General features: G+C 71.6%; 15 protein-coding genes. 4 read left to right on the top strand and 11 right to left on the bottom strand.

The features are described 5' to 3' along the window. Positions 1-193: 193 nt before the first annotated feature. On the bottom strand, positions 194-997 hold the full coding sequence (locus tag EP757_RS39165) for an inositol monophosphatase family protein (protein ID WP_127553376.1): 804 nt from the start codon (positions 995-997) through the stop codon (positions 194-196). 96 nt (positions 998-1,093) lie between these two features. Between EP757_RS39165 and EP757_RS39170 the strand changes: the two genes are divergently transcribed. From EP757_RS39170 to EP757_RS39180, 3 genes are read left to right on the top strand one after another with little or no spacing between them, the layout of a single operon-like run. Then, positions 1,094-1,738 (top strand): TetR/AcrR family transcriptional regulator, encoded by a 645-nt coding sequence (locus tag EP757_RS39170; protein WP_127553377.1) that lies wholly within the window; start codon positions 1,094-1,096, stop codon positions 1,736-1,738. A gap of 9 nt (positions 1,739-1,747) precedes the next feature. Next, complete coding sequence (locus EP757_RS39175) at positions 1,748-3,613, top strand: long-chain fatty acid--CoA ligase (protein WP_174262492.1); 1,866 nt, start codon at positions 1,748-1,750, stop codon at positions 3,611-3,613. 9 nt (positions 3,614-3,622) lie between these two features. Further along, the gene (locus tag EP757_RS39180) at positions 3,623-4,003 is read left to right on the top strand and encodes a VOC family protein (protein WP_127553378.1); all 381 of its coding nucleotides are present in this window, start codon (positions 3,623-3,625) and stop codon (positions 4,001-4,003) included. A 4-nt stretch (positions 4,004-4,007) separates the two neighbouring features. Here EP757_RS39180 and EP757_RS39185 read toward each other — a convergent pair whose 3' ends face one another. From EP757_RS39185 to EP757_RS39195, 3 genes are all read right to left on the bottom strand, one after another. Then, entirely contained in the window at positions 4,008-4,346 is a 339-nt protein-coding gene (locus EP757_RS39185) for an STAS domain-containing protein (protein WP_127553379.1), read from the bottom strand. Between the two features lie 55 nt (positions 4,347-4,401). Beyond that, positions 4,402-5,232, bottom strand: coding sequence for an ATP-binding protein (locus EP757_RS39190; RefSeq protein ID WP_127553380.1), 831 nt, complete (start codon positions 5,230-5,232; stop codon positions 4,402-4,404). A gap of 201 nt (positions 5,233-5,433) precedes the next feature. After that, a complete protein-coding gene (locus EP757_RS39195; protein ID WP_127553381.1) occupies positions 5,434-8,190 on the bottom strand; it encodes an RNA helicase in 2,757 nt (918 codons plus the stop codon). Between the two features lie 94 nt (positions 8,191-8,284). Here EP757_RS39195 and EP757_RS39200 point away from each other — a divergent pair, with 94 nt between their 5' ends. Further along, a complete protein-coding gene (locus EP757_RS39200) occupies positions 8,285-9,019 on the top strand; it encodes an HAD family hydrolase (protein WP_370457884.1) in 735 nt (244 codons plus the stop codon). On the opposite strand, the gene EP757_RS43115 is transcribed toward EP757_RS39200, so the two are convergent. The 7 genes from EP757_RS43115 to EP757_RS39230 all read right to left on the bottom strand — a co-directional run bounded on the left by EP757_RS43115 (position 9,016) and on the right by EP757_RS39230 (position 13,898). Further along, positions 9,016-9,186, bottom strand: coding sequence for a hypothetical protein (locus EP757_RS43115; RefSeq protein WP_160166012.1), 171 nt, complete (start codon positions 9,184-9,186; stop codon positions 9,016-9,018). The genes EP757_RS39200 and EP757_RS43115 overlap by 4 nt on opposite strands. 32 nt (positions 9,187-9,218) lie before the next feature. Beyond that, positions 9,219-10,118, bottom strand: coding sequence for a diacylglycerol kinase family protein (locus EP757_RS39205; RefSeq protein ID WP_127553382.1), 900 nt, complete (start codon positions 10,116-10,118; stop codon positions 9,219-9,221). A 19-nt stretch (positions 10,119-10,137) separates the two neighbouring features. Then, entirely contained in the window at positions 10,138-11,091 is a 954-nt protein-coding gene (gene tatC / locus EP757_RS39210; RefSeq protein WP_127553383.1) for a twin-arginine translocase subunit TatC, read from the bottom strand. 9 nt (positions 11,092-11,100) lie between these two features. Then, positions 11,101-11,451, bottom strand: a complete 351-nt coding sequence (gene tatA / locus EP757_RS39215) for a Sec-independent protein translocase subunit TatA (protein WP_127553384.1) — start codon at positions 11,449-11,451, stop codon at positions 11,101-11,103. 135 nt (positions 11,452-11,586) lie between these two features. Next, positions 11,587-11,829, bottom strand: a complete 243-nt coding sequence (locus tag EP757_RS39220; RefSeq protein WP_174262576.1) for a hypothetical protein — start codon at positions 11,827-11,829, stop codon at positions 11,587-11,589. A 150-nt stretch (positions 11,830-11,979) separates the two neighbouring features. Next, the gene (locus EP757_RS39225; RefSeq protein ID WP_127553386.1) at positions 11,980-12,936 is read right to left on the bottom strand and encodes a YafY family protein; all 957 of its coding nucleotides are present in this window, start codon (positions 12,934-12,936) and stop codon (positions 11,980-11,982) included. Beyond that, positions 12,933-13,898, bottom strand: coding sequence for a YafY family protein (locus EP757_RS39230; protein ID WP_127553387.1), 966 nt, complete (start codon positions 13,896-13,898; stop codon positions 12,933-12,935). The genes EP757_RS39225 and EP757_RS39230 overlap by 4 nt, the downstream gene beginning before the upstream one ends. Positions 13,899-13,956 lie beyond the last annotated feature (58 nt).

Here is a 13,956-nt window from a genome sequence, read left to right on the forward strand (position 1 = left end):
CCGGATCCGGGCGCGGAACGCACCTCGGCTCACCACACGAGGCCGCCACACTCACCGCGGGTCGAACCCGGGCGCGGCGCCCTACGGATCTTGGACGATCCTCGCCGTCCCGGTGTGCAGGAGCGCTCATGATTCGCGGTGAGCACGCGGCGGCCGCACCGAACGCCCGCAGTGGGCACGGACGGGCGTCGGTTCAGGCGGCGGGGCGGAGTGCCTCCAGGGCGGCGTCACGCAGTTCGGGACTTCGGGCGTAGACCGAGGCACCGGGACCCGGGCGGGGGCTGCCGTCGAAACGGGCGTAACTGCCGCCCGCCTCGGTCACGATCAGGGACGTCGCGGCGAAGTCCCAGATCTGGCCGCTCGTCTGGGCTGCCAGGTCGAGGTCGCCGCGGGCCACCAGCAGGGGTGGGTGCACCGGCCAGGGGCGCTCGTCGGCGAGGGCGATCAGGGGTTCGGCCGGTGCTCGGCCCCAGTCCGGCACGACGCCGAGGGTGCTGGCGCCCAGCAATGAGGTGCCGGGTGACGGCGAGGACACCGAGGACGGCGCCACGTGGATCCGTCGCTGTTCGGTGATGTCGCCCGCCACGATGCTTCCCTCGTACGCCCCTGCTCCGAGACCGGCCCACCACAAGCGTGCCTGCGCGGGCACCACCGCGACCGCCGCGGTGATCGCGCCCTGGTCCTCGAGGGCGACGAGCACGAGCCAGCGGTCGTCGCCCTCGACGAACAACGCCGTGCCGTCGATCGGGTCGATGATCCAGCGGCGGCCGGTGTCCGAGCCGGTGGCGCCGTGTTCCTCGCCGAGGACGGCGTCGCCGGGGACGAGGGAGGACAGCACCTCGCGGATGACCGTCTCGACGGCCCGGTCGGCGGCGGTGACCACGCTGCCGTCGGCTTTGAGCTCGCGGGGCAGGGCGGCCACCCCGGCGAAGTGGCGGAGGCCTTCGGCGGATCCGGCCAGGGCGGCGGTCAGGGCGATGTTGAGATCGTCTGTCACGGTTCCATCCTGCCGGGCCGGGCCGGAGGGCTTGTCGAGTGACGCGGAAACTGCGTGGGAGGATTGAAGTAACACGGCGTACTCAGATAGGGGCCCATGCGTATCACCAGCGGCGTCGTCTTCACCACGCCGCCGACGCTGCCCCGCGGCCGGCATGTGCTCAGCCGCGACGAGGTGACCGCCACGCAGCGCGAGCGGATGCTGATCGCCGCGACCGAACTGCTGGCCGGCGAGGGCTACCGCGGGTTCGGCGTGCGGGAGATCTGCTCTTCGGCGGCGGTGTCGCGGGCCGCCTTCTACGAGTGCTTCGCCGACAAGGACGCCTGCATCTACGCGGCCTACGACCGTTTCATCGCGGTATTCCTGGAGCATCTCGCCGAGAGCGGCACGACCGGCGCCGACTGGCCGGGCTGTGTCCGCGGCTTCGTCGCCTCCTACCTCGGCACACTCCAGCGCGATCTCGTCGCGGCCCGCGCCTTCCAGGTGGAGATGGACGCTCTCGGCCGCGCCGCCCGCGAGCGCCGCCGCGCCGCGCTCACCGCGTTGGCAGGCTTCGTGCGACGGTTGCGGTCAGAGCGCTTTCCCGGTACGGCGGACCGTGTGCCTTTCAGCGCCTACCTCGGCGCCATCCACGCGTTGCGTCAGAGCGCCTGCGACGCGCTGGACGCTTCACCCGAACCCGACTTGCCGTCGCTGGTCGACGAGCTGTCCACGTGGCTGTGCCGCATGGTCGAGGCGTAAGGAGAATCCATGACCCACGAGTGCGTCGCGCCCGCCGCCGAGGAGGCGCTCGTCGCCCGTCTGCGGGCCGACGGTCCCCGGTCGTTCGGGGCGATGTTCCTGGAGCGCTCCACGCGTACCCCCGATGCTCCCGCCTATCGCACCCCCGGCCCCGGCGGCGGCTGGATCTCGCGCACCTGGGCGGAGACCGCGCAGGCGGTCACCGAGATCGCGGCGGGACTCCTGGCGCTCGGACTGCGGCCGCAGGACCGGGTGGCGATCTGCTCGGCCACCCGGGTGGAGTGGATCGAGGCGGACTTCGGGGTGATGTGCGCGGGCGGCGCGACGACGACGGTCTACCCGAGCTCGTCGCCGGAAGAGGTACGGCACATCCTCACCGACTCGGGCAGCCGCTTCGTGTTCGTGGAGAACGCCGCCCAGCTCTCCAAGATCCTGGCGGCCGGAACCGTCGAGCGCGCGATCCTGATCGACGGCCCCGCCCCGTCCGGCGACTCCCGTACCGCGGCCGGCGACTCCCGCACCGCGGCCGGCGACTCGCCCGCCGGCACGGACAGCGACTCCCGCACCCTGGATCTTGGAGCGCTGAAGGCGCTCGGCCGGGAGAAGTTAGCGACGAATCCGGATCTGGTCCAGCAGGAGACCGCCAAGATCGGCCCCGACGACCTCGCCACCCTGATCTACACCTCGGGAACGACCGGCCTGCCCAAGGGCGTCCGCGTAGGACACGACGCCTGGATCTACCAAGGTCTCGCCATCCAGGCCATGGGCATCGTCCACCCCGGCGACCTGGGTTATCTCTGGCTGCCGCTCTCCCACGCGTTCGGCAAGGCACTGCTCTCCTGCCAGCTGTCGGTCGGCTTCGAGTTCGCCGTCGACGGCGACGTCAGCGCCATCGTGCAGCGGCTCGCCGAGGTCCGCCCGACGATCATGCCGGCCGTCCCGCGGATCTTCGAGAAGGTGTACGCCGGCGTCGCCGCGACGATGGAACGCGAGGGCGGCCTCAAGGCGCGTCTCTACCGCTGGGCGATCGGTGTGGCGCTGCGCCGCGGCGCCCTGCGGCCGATCGCCGACCGGCTGGTGCTGTCGAAGGTGCGGGACCGGTTCGGCGGCCGGATGCGGTTCTTCATCTCCGGCGCGTCGTCCCTCTCCCCCGAGATCGCCGCCTGGTTCGACGCGATCCGGCTGCCGATCGCCGAGGGCTACGGCCTCACCGAGTCGTGCGCCACCACGATCTTCAACCGGCCTGCGGACCCGGAGTACGGGACGGTGGGCGTACCGCTGCCCGGCACCCGGGTCCGGATCGCCGACGACGGCGAGATCCTGCTCAAGGGGCCGGGCCTGATGCAGGGCTACCACGGCATGCCGGAGGCGACGGCGGAGACCCTGATCGACGGCTGGCTGCACACCGGTGACATCGGCGAGATCACCGAGCGCGGATCGCTGCGGATCACCGACCGCAAGAAGGACCTGATCAAGACGTCGAACGGCAAGTACGTGGCGCCGCAGGCGATCGAGGCCCGGTTCAAGGGGTTGTGCCCGCTGGCCGGCCAGGTCGTGGTGCACGGCGAGAACCGCAAGTTCATCACCGCCCTGATCGACCTGGATCCGGACGAGGCCCGCAAGTGGGCGCCGGCTCATGGCCTGGAGAAAGCGTCGCACGCCGAGATCGCGCGGTCGGATCAGATGCGCGAGGAGATCGCCCGCTGCGTCGAGGAACTCAACAAGGGCCTCAACTCCTGGGAGACGATCAAGAAGTTCGCCATCCTGGAGGAGAACCTCGACGTCGAGGGCGGTGATCTCACCCCGTCGCTCAAACTGCGCCGCCGCGTCGTGGAGAAGCGCTATCAGTCGCAATTGGACGGTCTGTACGCATAAAATCACCGAATGCATCGCAGCCGCCTCTTCGGCATCTTCATCGACACCCCGCTCGCCGACGCCGGCGCCGCCGCCACGTTCTGGTCGGAGGCGCTCGGCTCGACCGCCAAACCCGTGCCGGGCGAGGAGGAGTTCACCGCCCTGATCGGCGCGTTCCCCGGGCTCGCCGTGGACGTGCAGGCCGTCGACGACTCTCCCCGCTACCACGTGGACATCGAGACCGACGACGTCGCGGCCGAGGCGGCCCGGCTGATCGGGCTCGGCGCGACGGTGGTCGTCGACAACGGCGGCCACCAGACGTTGCGGGCGCCGGGCGGCCACCTGTTCTGCGTGGTGCCGATCCAGTCGCAGGGTGACCTGTTCGAGCGTGAGGCGCGCACCTGGCAGTAGCGGATCAGTGCAGGTGGAAGAGATCGGCGGCCCGCGTCGCACGCAGCAACCACCGCAGGTGCGGCTGGCAGTCGTGCAGATGGCACGTCGCCTGCCGGGCCTCCGCCACCCGGCGGGCCGCCACCAGCATCCGCAGCCCGGCAGCGTCGCAGAAGTCCACCCCTGCCAGGTCGATGTGGATGTGCCGCACCGGCATCCCCAGTCCGAGCAGGTCGTGCACCTGCGTGAGGTCGTAGAGCTGGGTCTGCAGGGCGGTCGCCGACATCGCGTCCAGGCTGCCCTGCAACGTGATCAGCAGCCGGTCGCCGTCCCGCGAGCCGGCGATCCGCGTGCCGGGCGTCACGACGACACTCCCGGCAGACGAACACCGGACACCGCGAAGAGAAGAACGCCGGGCGTCACGACGGCTCCTCGGGCCGGCCCCGGACGATCGCCCAGACCAGTTTGCCGCTGCGGGCCGGCAGCGCGCCCCACGCCGACGCGGCGGCGCTGACGATCCGCAGGCCGAGTCCGCGGTCGGTCAGCGACGGCCCGAGCGGCCCGGGGATCGGATCGCGCACCTGGGGCAGGATCACGTCGCCGTCGTAGACGGCCAGGTGCAGGGCCGCCCCGGCGCCCTCACCGCGCATCGACACGATCACCTCGATGTCACCGGCGGCGTGCTCGGCCGCGTTCACCACCAGCTCCGAGATGATCAACCGGGCCCGCTGGCAGAGGTGCTGGACGTCCCACTGCCGGCAGGCGTCGTTGACCAGCGCCCGGGCCAGCATCGCGGCGGCCGGGTCCGGGGGCAGCGCCAGGTGCATCCGGTCGGCGAGAGGACGGCGGCCGGCCAGCGCGGCCCGGGCCTGGGCCACCGTCGCGTAGAGCACCAGCCAGTCCCGCGCGCCCAGCCGCCGCAGCCGGCGGGCCAGTGGCGTGCTCGCCTTCGCGCAGACCGCCACGGCGACCGGCGGCTGCATCGCGGCGCCCTGCGCGCAGGCCGTCAGCCAGAGCGGGGCGCTCACGGCGTGCGGGTCGCTCAGCTCGTGCAGATCCACGATCATCCCGGTGGGGTGCTCGGCGAGGCACTTGTCCAGCACCAGGCGGGCCTGCGTGGACAGTGCCCGGTCCCACTGGCCCCACACCGAGAACTCGATGACCGCACTGTCGGCGTCGATCACGGCCAGGACCGAGTCGGGCAGGGCGTCGCCCGACCAACCGATCAGATGCGGAGAGCCCGCCCCCATATGCCTCTCTCCCGGCAAATTGCAATCAGCTATGTCAATACCGCCGCCGCAATTCTTGGTTTATCCGGAAGACAGCGTCAACGGGGATTCACCATCCGCGACACCGACGGGCAGCAGCCGGGCCCCGGAGACGGGGACACCGGCTGCCTGACCGATCCGGCCGACAACGGCCTTGATCGAGTCTTACCCGCAGGATCGCGATCAAATCCCTCGCTGCATGGCCAGAACTCCCCTGTTCACGGCCGTGATCGCCTTGCGCGCGGTCGCCTTGACGCTGGGCGACGCCGACTCGGCCTCCTTGATCTGGCCGAGCAGGTCGAGCACCTGCCGCGCCCAGCGCACGAAGTCGCCGGCGGGCATGTCCGCGTCGTACTGATGGCCGCTCGCCAGCACCTTGGCGAGCGGCTCGCCGCGGGCCCAGCGGAACATCGGCCAGACGAAGCCGGGGTCGGGCTCGCGGGTCAGCGACAGGCCGAACTCCGCCTCGTCGGCGGCGATCTCGCCCCACAGCTTGGCGCAGGCGTCCACGGCCGCGGTGATCGCGCCCTTCGGCACCGACGCGCGGTCCTCGCCCTCGCGGCGGGACTCGTAGAGCACCATCGACACCGCGGCGGCCAGCTCATCCGGCGCCAGGCCGTCCCAGACGCCCTGGCGCAGGCACTCGGCGACCAGCAGATCGGCCTCGGACCAGATCCGCCCCAGCATCCGGCCGGCGTCGGAGACCTCGCCGTCGGCGCTGAGGTAGCCGCGGGTCGTCAGCACCGCGCAGACCTGGTCGAACGTGCGCGCCAGCGAACCGGTGCGCCCGGCCACCTTGTCGCGCAGCGTCTGGGTGTCGCGCTGCAGCCGGTGCCGCCGCTCGGCCCAGCGGGCGTGGTCCTCCCGCTCCGGGCAGGCGTGGCACGGGTGCTGGCGCATCCGCACCTTGAGCAGGGCGATCTCGGCGTCCTCGCCGGGCGCCTGACGGCCGCGCCGGCGCCGGTCCGGATGCCGGTCGAGACCGGTCGCGCTCACCTGCGCGGCCAGGTCGCGGCGCGCCGCCGGGGAGCGGTGATTGAAATTCTTCGGTACGCGGACCCGCGCCAGGACCTCGACCTCGCCCCCGAAGTCACCGGGGCTCACCCGGCCCGCCCACCGGTCCTGCGTGAGCACCAGCGGCCGCGGCTCGCCGAACCCGCTGGTCGCCGGCTCCAGCACCACCGCGAGACCGGCCCGCCGGCCCTGCGGCACCCGGATCACCTCGCCGATCCGCAGTTTCTCCAGCGAGGCGACGGCGGCCGAGCGGCGCTGCTGCACGCCCTGCCGGGAGAGCGATTTCTCCCGGTCCGCGATGGCGACCCGCAGGCCGAAGTATTCCTCGAAGTCGCCGTGGTGGCAGGCGGCGTCCTCCGAGTACGTCTGCATGGTCTCCTCGTTGCGCTGCACCTGCCGGGCCAGCCCGACCACCGACCGGTCGGCCTGGAACTGCGCGAACGACGACTCGAGCAGCGCGCGGGACCGCTCGGCGCCGACCGAGCCGACCAGGTTGACGGCCATGTTGTAGGACGGGCGGAAGGACGAGCGCAGCGGGTAGGTCCGCGTGCTGGCCAGCCCGGCCACGTGCCGGGGGTCGACGTCGGGGCTCCAGAGCACCACGGCGTGGCCCTCGACGTCGATGCCACGGCGGCCGGCCCGGCCGGTGAGCTGTGTGTACTCCCCGGGGGTGAGGTCGACGTGCGCCTCGCCGTTGAACTTGACGAGCCGCTCCAGGACGACGCAGCGGGCCGGCATGTTGATGCCGAGCGCCAGCGTCTCGGTCGCGAAGACCGCCTTGACCAGGCCACGGACGAAGCACTCCTCGACCGCCTCCTTGAAGGCGGGGAGCATGCCGGCGTGGTGGGCCGCCACACCGCGCTCCAGGCCGTCGAGCCACTCCCAGTAGCCCAGGACCGACAGGTCCTCGGCGGGGATGCTCGCCACCTTCGCCTGGGCGATGGCGCGGATCGCGGCGCGCTCCTCGGGGTCGGTGAGCCGCAGCCCGGCCGCCAGGCACTGCTGCACCGCCGCGTCGCAGGCCGCGCGGCTGAAGATGAACAGGATCGCCGGCAGCAGCCCGGACCGCTCCAGCCGGTCGATCACCTCGGCGCGGGGTGGCGGCTGCCAGCGCCGGGACCGCCCGCCGCGCCCGTTGAAGCCGGAGGTGCCGCGGTCGGTCATCTCCAGGCGGCGGTCCATCTCGCGGGTGTAGCGCAGCAGCTCGGGGTGGACGTCGTGCTTCTTCGCCGCGTCGGCGTCGTGGAACAGGTCGAACATCCGGCGGCCGACGAGCATGTGCTGCCAGAGCGGCACCGGCCGGTGCTCGCTCACCACCACCTCGGTCTCGCCCCGGACGGTGACCAGCCAGTCGGCGAACTCCTCGTAGTTGCTGACCGTCGCGGAGAGCGAGACCAGGGTGACCGACGACGGCAGGTGGATGATCACCTCTTCCCAGACCGCGCCGCGGAACCGGTCGGCGAGGTAGTGCACCTCGTCCATCACCACGTAGGCCAGGTTGCGCAGGGCGGCGGCGCCGGAGTAGAGCATGTTGCGCAGCACCTCGGTGGTCATCACCACCACGGGAGCGTCGCCGTTGATCGCGTTGTCGCCGGTGAGCAGGCCGACCTTGTCGGCGCCGTAACGCTGGACGAGGTCGTTGTACTTCTGGTTGGAGAGCGCCTTGATCGGTGTCGTGTAGAAGCACTTGCGCTCCCCCGAGCGCAGGGCGAGGTGCACCGCGAACTCGCCGACGACGGTCTTGCCGGCGCCGGTCGGGGCGCAGACCAGCACACCGTTGCCCCGCTCCAGGACCTCGCAGGCCGCACGCTGGAAGTCGTCCAGGTCGAAGCCGACGTCGACCATGAAATCCTCGAGCGCCGGGAACTCGGCGACCCGCGCCGCCCGCCTCTGGGAAGCCGCATACCGCTCGGCGGGACTAGTCATGACCACAAGGCTAGTTCGTTCGTATGACAAAACGCAGCACGGTATTCGCGTGCCGGTAGTGGCCCCCGGAGGCCGGTTCCGGGGCATCGGTATCGTGCACCACGTGCCGGATGCCACTCACCCTCCTCATACCGTGCGGCAGGTCGAAGCCGTCCTCTTCGACTTCCACGGCACGCTGGCCCAGGTCGAAGACCCTCTGACCTGGGTGATCGCGGCGGCGGCCGCCTGCGGGCGCGAGCTCGACCGCGGCAAGGCGACGATCCTGGCCGACCGGCTGACGACCGCCGGGCGCGCCGGTGGGCCGCTGCCACATCGGGTTCCACCGCAGCTGGCCGAGCACTGGGCCGACCGTGATCTCTACGAGCACAGTCACCGGGCCGCGTACACCGGCCTGGCGTCCACGGTGAACACCGATGTCGAGGGCCTCGCCGACGCCCTCTACGACCGTCTGCTGCGGCCGGACGGCTGGCTGCCCTACCCCGACACCGAGCCGACGCTGCGCAAGCTGCACGACGCCGGCATCAAGATCGGCGTGGTGAGCAACGTCGGCTTCGACATCCGCCCGCACTTCGCGTCCTGGGGCCTCGACACGCTCGTCGACGCGTTCGTGCTCAGCTACGAGGTCGGCCGGACCAAACCCGACCCGGCGATCTTCCTGCGCGCCTGCGGGATGCTCGGCGCCGATCCGGAGCGCACGCTGATGGTCGGCGACACCCCGGCCGACGCGGGCGCGGTGAACGCGGGCTGTGCCGTGCTGGTGCTGCCGTCCGCCGACGCCGGCCGCTCCAACGGCCTCGGCGCCACGCTGGCGCTGGCCGGCTGCGTCTAGGCGTACCGATCCAAGGTCCGGCCCTGCCGGCTCTTCACGTGAGGCGGGGTCTCCGGGGAAGCGGCCTTCTCCTCGGGCGGCTTGGCCGCGGCCTCCGCCATCTGCTTGAGGGTCTGCCGGGCGCTGCCGAGGACCGACGCCGCCTTGCTGCCGATCGGGTTCGTCATGCCCTCACCCTTCGGCCGGATACCGGAAAACTTCAGCGCAGCAACCGGACCGCACCCGGAACACAGTCGATCTCCAGCGGTAACGGTCCCAGCCGCTCGCCGTCGGCGTACCCGATGATGCCCTCTGCCTCGATCCGCACCCGCCGGGCCCGCAGCACCGTCACCCGGGGATCGGTGACGTGCGTGCCGTGCCGCAGCCGGGGTTTGAGCCGGGTGAGGCCGGTCCGGCCGAGCGGCGCCGCGTAGATCACGTCGAGCAGTCCGTCGGCGGGGTCGGCGTCCGGCAGGATCCGCATGCCGCCGCCGTAGCTCGCGCAGTTGCCGACCGCGACGATCTCCGCGGGGAATCGGTGCTCGATCCCGTCGGCGTGCAGCACGTACTCCCGGGCCCGCAGCCGGGCCAGCTCCAGGACGATCGCCAGGTCGTACCGGCGGGGTCCGCGCGGCCGGCGCATCCGGTTGGCGCGCTCGTTGACGAGGGCGTCGAATCCGGCGGCGAGCACCGCGCAGAACCATCGCCGGTCGCCCCGATCGGTCCGGGTCAGGGCCAGATCCAGGTGCTGGGCACGCTGGTCGCGCAGCGCCAGCCCGATCGCCTCCGCGGCCTTCAGAGCGTGCAGGGGTACGCCGGAAGCACTGGCGAAGTCGTTCCCCGTTCCGGCCGGGACGACCCCGAAGCCCACCTCGGTGCCCGCGATCGCCTGCAACGCCCGGTGCACGGTCCCGTCGCCGCCGACCGCGACCAGCGCCGCAGCGCCCTCACCGACGGCCCGATGGCAGGCGAGCTCGGCCTCCGCGCCGCTGCCCGCCTCCAAGATCCGCACTGGCCGTCCCGCGACGCCCAAGGCCTCGACGACCCCCGGAAGCAGACCGCGGTGCCGGCCGCGCCCCGCAGAGGGGTTGGCCAGCACCGCGATGAAGTCCGCACTCATGGCGGCAGACGCTATATGACTAGGTCATGTCGTCGAAACGGCGCTCCAGCGGCGCCGGCTTCTCGACCGGCGCCGGCGATCCGATCGCCGTGGGCGCCTCGACCGGGTCGGAGGCGCCGACCGGCACCCTCTCCTCGGCGAGCGGCGAGATCGCGTCGTCGTCGAGGCCCTCGTAGAGCTCCTTGCCCCGGCCCTTGCGCCTGTCGTTGATGAACGCGACACCGACCGCGATGAAGTAGAGCAGCGAGATGCACGCCGCCAGCAGTGTCATCCCGAACGGCCCCGGGTCGGGGGTGGCGATCGCGGCGAACGCGAACGACAGGAACACCACTGCCCGCCACCAGCTCAGCAGCCGCCGGGCCGAGACCACGCCGGTGAAGTTGAGCATGAGCAGCAGCAACGGGAACTCGAACGCCGCCCCGAAGAGCAGGATCATGTTCATCACGAAGCCGACGTACGCCGTCACCTCGAGTTGGGTGGACTCGCCGATGACACCGGCTTCCATGATGAACGACAGGCTGTGCTTGACCACGAAGTAGGCCAGCACGGCGCCGAGCATGAACAGCGGCGCGGCGATGGCGACGAAGACGTACGCCCACTTGCGCTCGTGGCGGTGCAGCCCGGGCGCGACGAACGCCCAGAGCTGGTAGAGCCAGACCGGCGAACCGATGATGATGCCGACCCACAGCGCGATCTTCAGGCGCAGGACCAGCTGGTCGGTCGCGCCCAGCACCAGGAAGCGGCACTGCCCGTCGATCCACGACGACGGGAGGGCGCAGTAGGGACCCTCGAGGATGTCGAAGACCCACTGGGAGATGATGAAGCCGACGATCAGGCCGACGACGAGTCCCAGCGAGGCGATGAACAACCGGTTGCGCAGCTCCCGGACGTGCTCGATGAGCGTCATCGAGCCTTCGGCGGCCTGCTGGAACTTAGTCGGCTTCTTCGGCTTCCGGCGCAGGCTCAGTGCCATCGGTCCGGATCAGCGGTCGTTGGTGCGCTGCACCGGGTCGGTGTAGCCCTGCGGGGGCTGGTAACCCGGCTGCGGCTGCGGCTGCGGCTGCTGGTAACCCTGCGGCGGCGGCGCCTGCTGGTAGCCGGGCTGCTGCTGGTAGGGCTGCTGAACCTCGCCCTGCAGCGGGGTGCGGCTGTGCTGCGGCTCCGCCTTCTCCGCGACGGTGTTGTCGTCATCGACGAGGCCCTTGGTCTCGGCCTTGATGATCCGCAGCGAGCGCCCGAGGGAACGCGCGGCGTCCGGCAGTCGCTTCGCGCCGAAGAGCAGCACGAGCACGACGACGAGAACGATGATGTGCCATGGCTTGAGGGCGCCCATGGAATGACTCCAGTCGGTCGGATCAGGTTGCGGGGTCCATCGTACGTGTGGATTCCAGGGATATCGCTTTCCGGATGCCCTGGGATTCCCAAGATTCTGCTAAGTCTCGGACAACGGGGACGGAACTGCCCCTGATCAGCGTCCCAGGTTCGCCTTGATCTGCGTGATCGACTCATTGGCACGCTCGGCGCGCTGCTGGGTGGCGAGCACCGTCTGCTGCAACTCCTCGGCGGCGGCCTGCAGGGCCATCGCCTCCTGCTGCCGGCGCTGCAGCTTCACCACCGCCCGGCGCAACTCGGGCAGCCGGCCCAGCAGGCGCGCGGCAGCCGTTCCCAGGACGATCAGCGCGATCGCACCCACGGCGATCCAGACCCACATCAGCACGGGGCAACCCTACCCATGCCGCGATTGCCGCCGGTGAGATGGCACGCGGTTTTTCGACGCCGCGGGGTTTGCGGTGGCGGAAAACCGCCTGCCATCTCACCGGTTACCAGGCAATCGCCGCGGAGCGCAGCGGAGCCGGCCAGCTCAGGCATATTGGTCCAGGGCGGTGCCGGCCTGTGCGCGGATTCGCTCGATCAGTTCGGGTGGGCCGAGCACCGTGACGTCGCGGCCCAGGCCGGCGAGCAGCCGCTGCGCCCAGCCCAGATCGGTGACCCGCATGGTGACCAGCCACTCGGCGCCGTCCTTCTGGACCTGCTCGACCGGGTAGTACTCGGTGATCCACCGGCTGCCCCGGCCGACCCGCAGCGTGATCAGCGGAAGGTCCGGGCCGGGTTTGAAGACACCGCCGCTCACGTCCTGCGGCACCGCCTCGACCGGCGGCGCGGCCGGCTCGGCCAGCTCGGTGAACGCGTCGATCCGGTCCACCCGGAACATCCGGGTGCCCTCGGCCCGGCGGCACCACGCCTCCAGGTACGCCGTGCCGCCCACCATCAGCATCCGCATCGGGTCGACGGTCCGCTCGGTCGTCTCGTCCCGGGCCGCCGTGTAGTAGGTGAGCCGCAGCGCGTGCCCCGAGTCGACGGCGGCGCGCACCGCCTCCAGCTTCTTCTGGTTCGCCGGCAGCCGGACCGTGACCGGCGCGTCGGCCAGGTCGCCGGCCGCGCTCTCGATCTTGGCGAGGGCCCGCTCGATGGCGTCCCGGGTGCCGATGCCGGGCGTCTCGGCGAGCATCCGCAGCGCCACCACCAGGGCGAGCGCCTCGTCCTGGTTGAGGCGCAGCGGCTTGTCGATGCCGGCGTCGTGGCTGATCGTCACCCGGTCGCCGTCGAACGCCATGTCGATGAGGTCGCCGGGGCCGTACCCGGGCAGGCCGCAGACCCAGAGCAACTCCAGGTCCTCGCGCAGCTGCTTCTCGGTGACGCCCAGGTCGCCGGCCGCCTCGGCGACCCGGATCCCGGGCCGGGCCAGGAGGTACGGCACGAGGTTGAGCAGCCGGCCCAGCCGGTCGGCCGAGGCGTTGCTGGTGCCCTTCAGGCTCACGGCGCCGCCAGCTCCTTCAGGTTCTGGATCACGGCGTCCCGGAGCTCCGGCGGGCCCTCGGCCTTCACGTCCGGTCCGTAGCCGGCGAGGCGCGCGGCCAGCCACTCGACGTCGCCGTACGCGATGGTGAGCCGGTCCCCCTCGGGAAGCGCGACCGACTCGCTGGCCATCCGCCGCAGACCCGCCGCCTTCCCCGGTTTCACGGTGACGATGGCCCGGCCGTTGCGCGCGATCGGGCCGGTCGAGCGGGCCACGTGGCTGATCAGGTCGCGGTCCTCGGGCGGGGTGAACGCGTCGGGCCGGCCGGCCGGCTTCACGTCGCCGACGATGCGGGACAGCCGGAAGCAGCGGGCGGCGTCCCGGTCCCGGTCGTGACCCACCACGTACCACCGGCCGCGCCAGCAGACCACGCCCCACGGCTCCAGGCGGCGGGTCACCGGCTCGTCGCCCTCCGGCACCCGATATTTGAAGGTGACCGCGCGGCGCTGCCGGGCCGCCGCGGTGAGCGGGCCGAACGCCGGGTCGACGGTGACCACCGGCTCCACGCCCAGGGTGGCCTGCGGGTCCACCTCGACGCCGGCGGCTCTCAGTTTCGCCAGGCCGGACGACGCGGCGGCGGCCAGCCCGGCGTGCTGCCAGAGCCGCGCGGCGATGCCGACGGCGGCGGCCTCGTCGGGTGCCAGCAGGATGTCGGGGAGAGCGTATTCGCGCTGGGCGATGCGGTAGCCGGGCTCCTGGTCGAAGATGCTCGCCGTGCCGGTCTCCAGCGGGACGCCCAGCTCCCGCAGCTCCGCCTTGTCCCGCTCGAACTTGCGCTGGAACGCCTCGTGGTCGCGGGGATCCTCCGGGTCGTGCTCGTAACCGGGCACGGTCGCGGCGATCTGCGCGGCGGTCAGGAACCGGCGCGTGGACAGCAGACAGATCACCAGATTCACCAGGCGCTCGGTGCGAGTGCGCGACACGAGAGGCAACGCTAGCAGCCTCGTCACACGGACGGTTATCCGCGCATCGGCCGGGGGA

Source organism: Actinoplanes sp. OR16 (assembly GCF_004001265.1).
Lineage (GTDB): Bacteria > Actinomycetota > Actinomycetes > Mycobacteriales > Micromonosporaceae > Actinoplanes.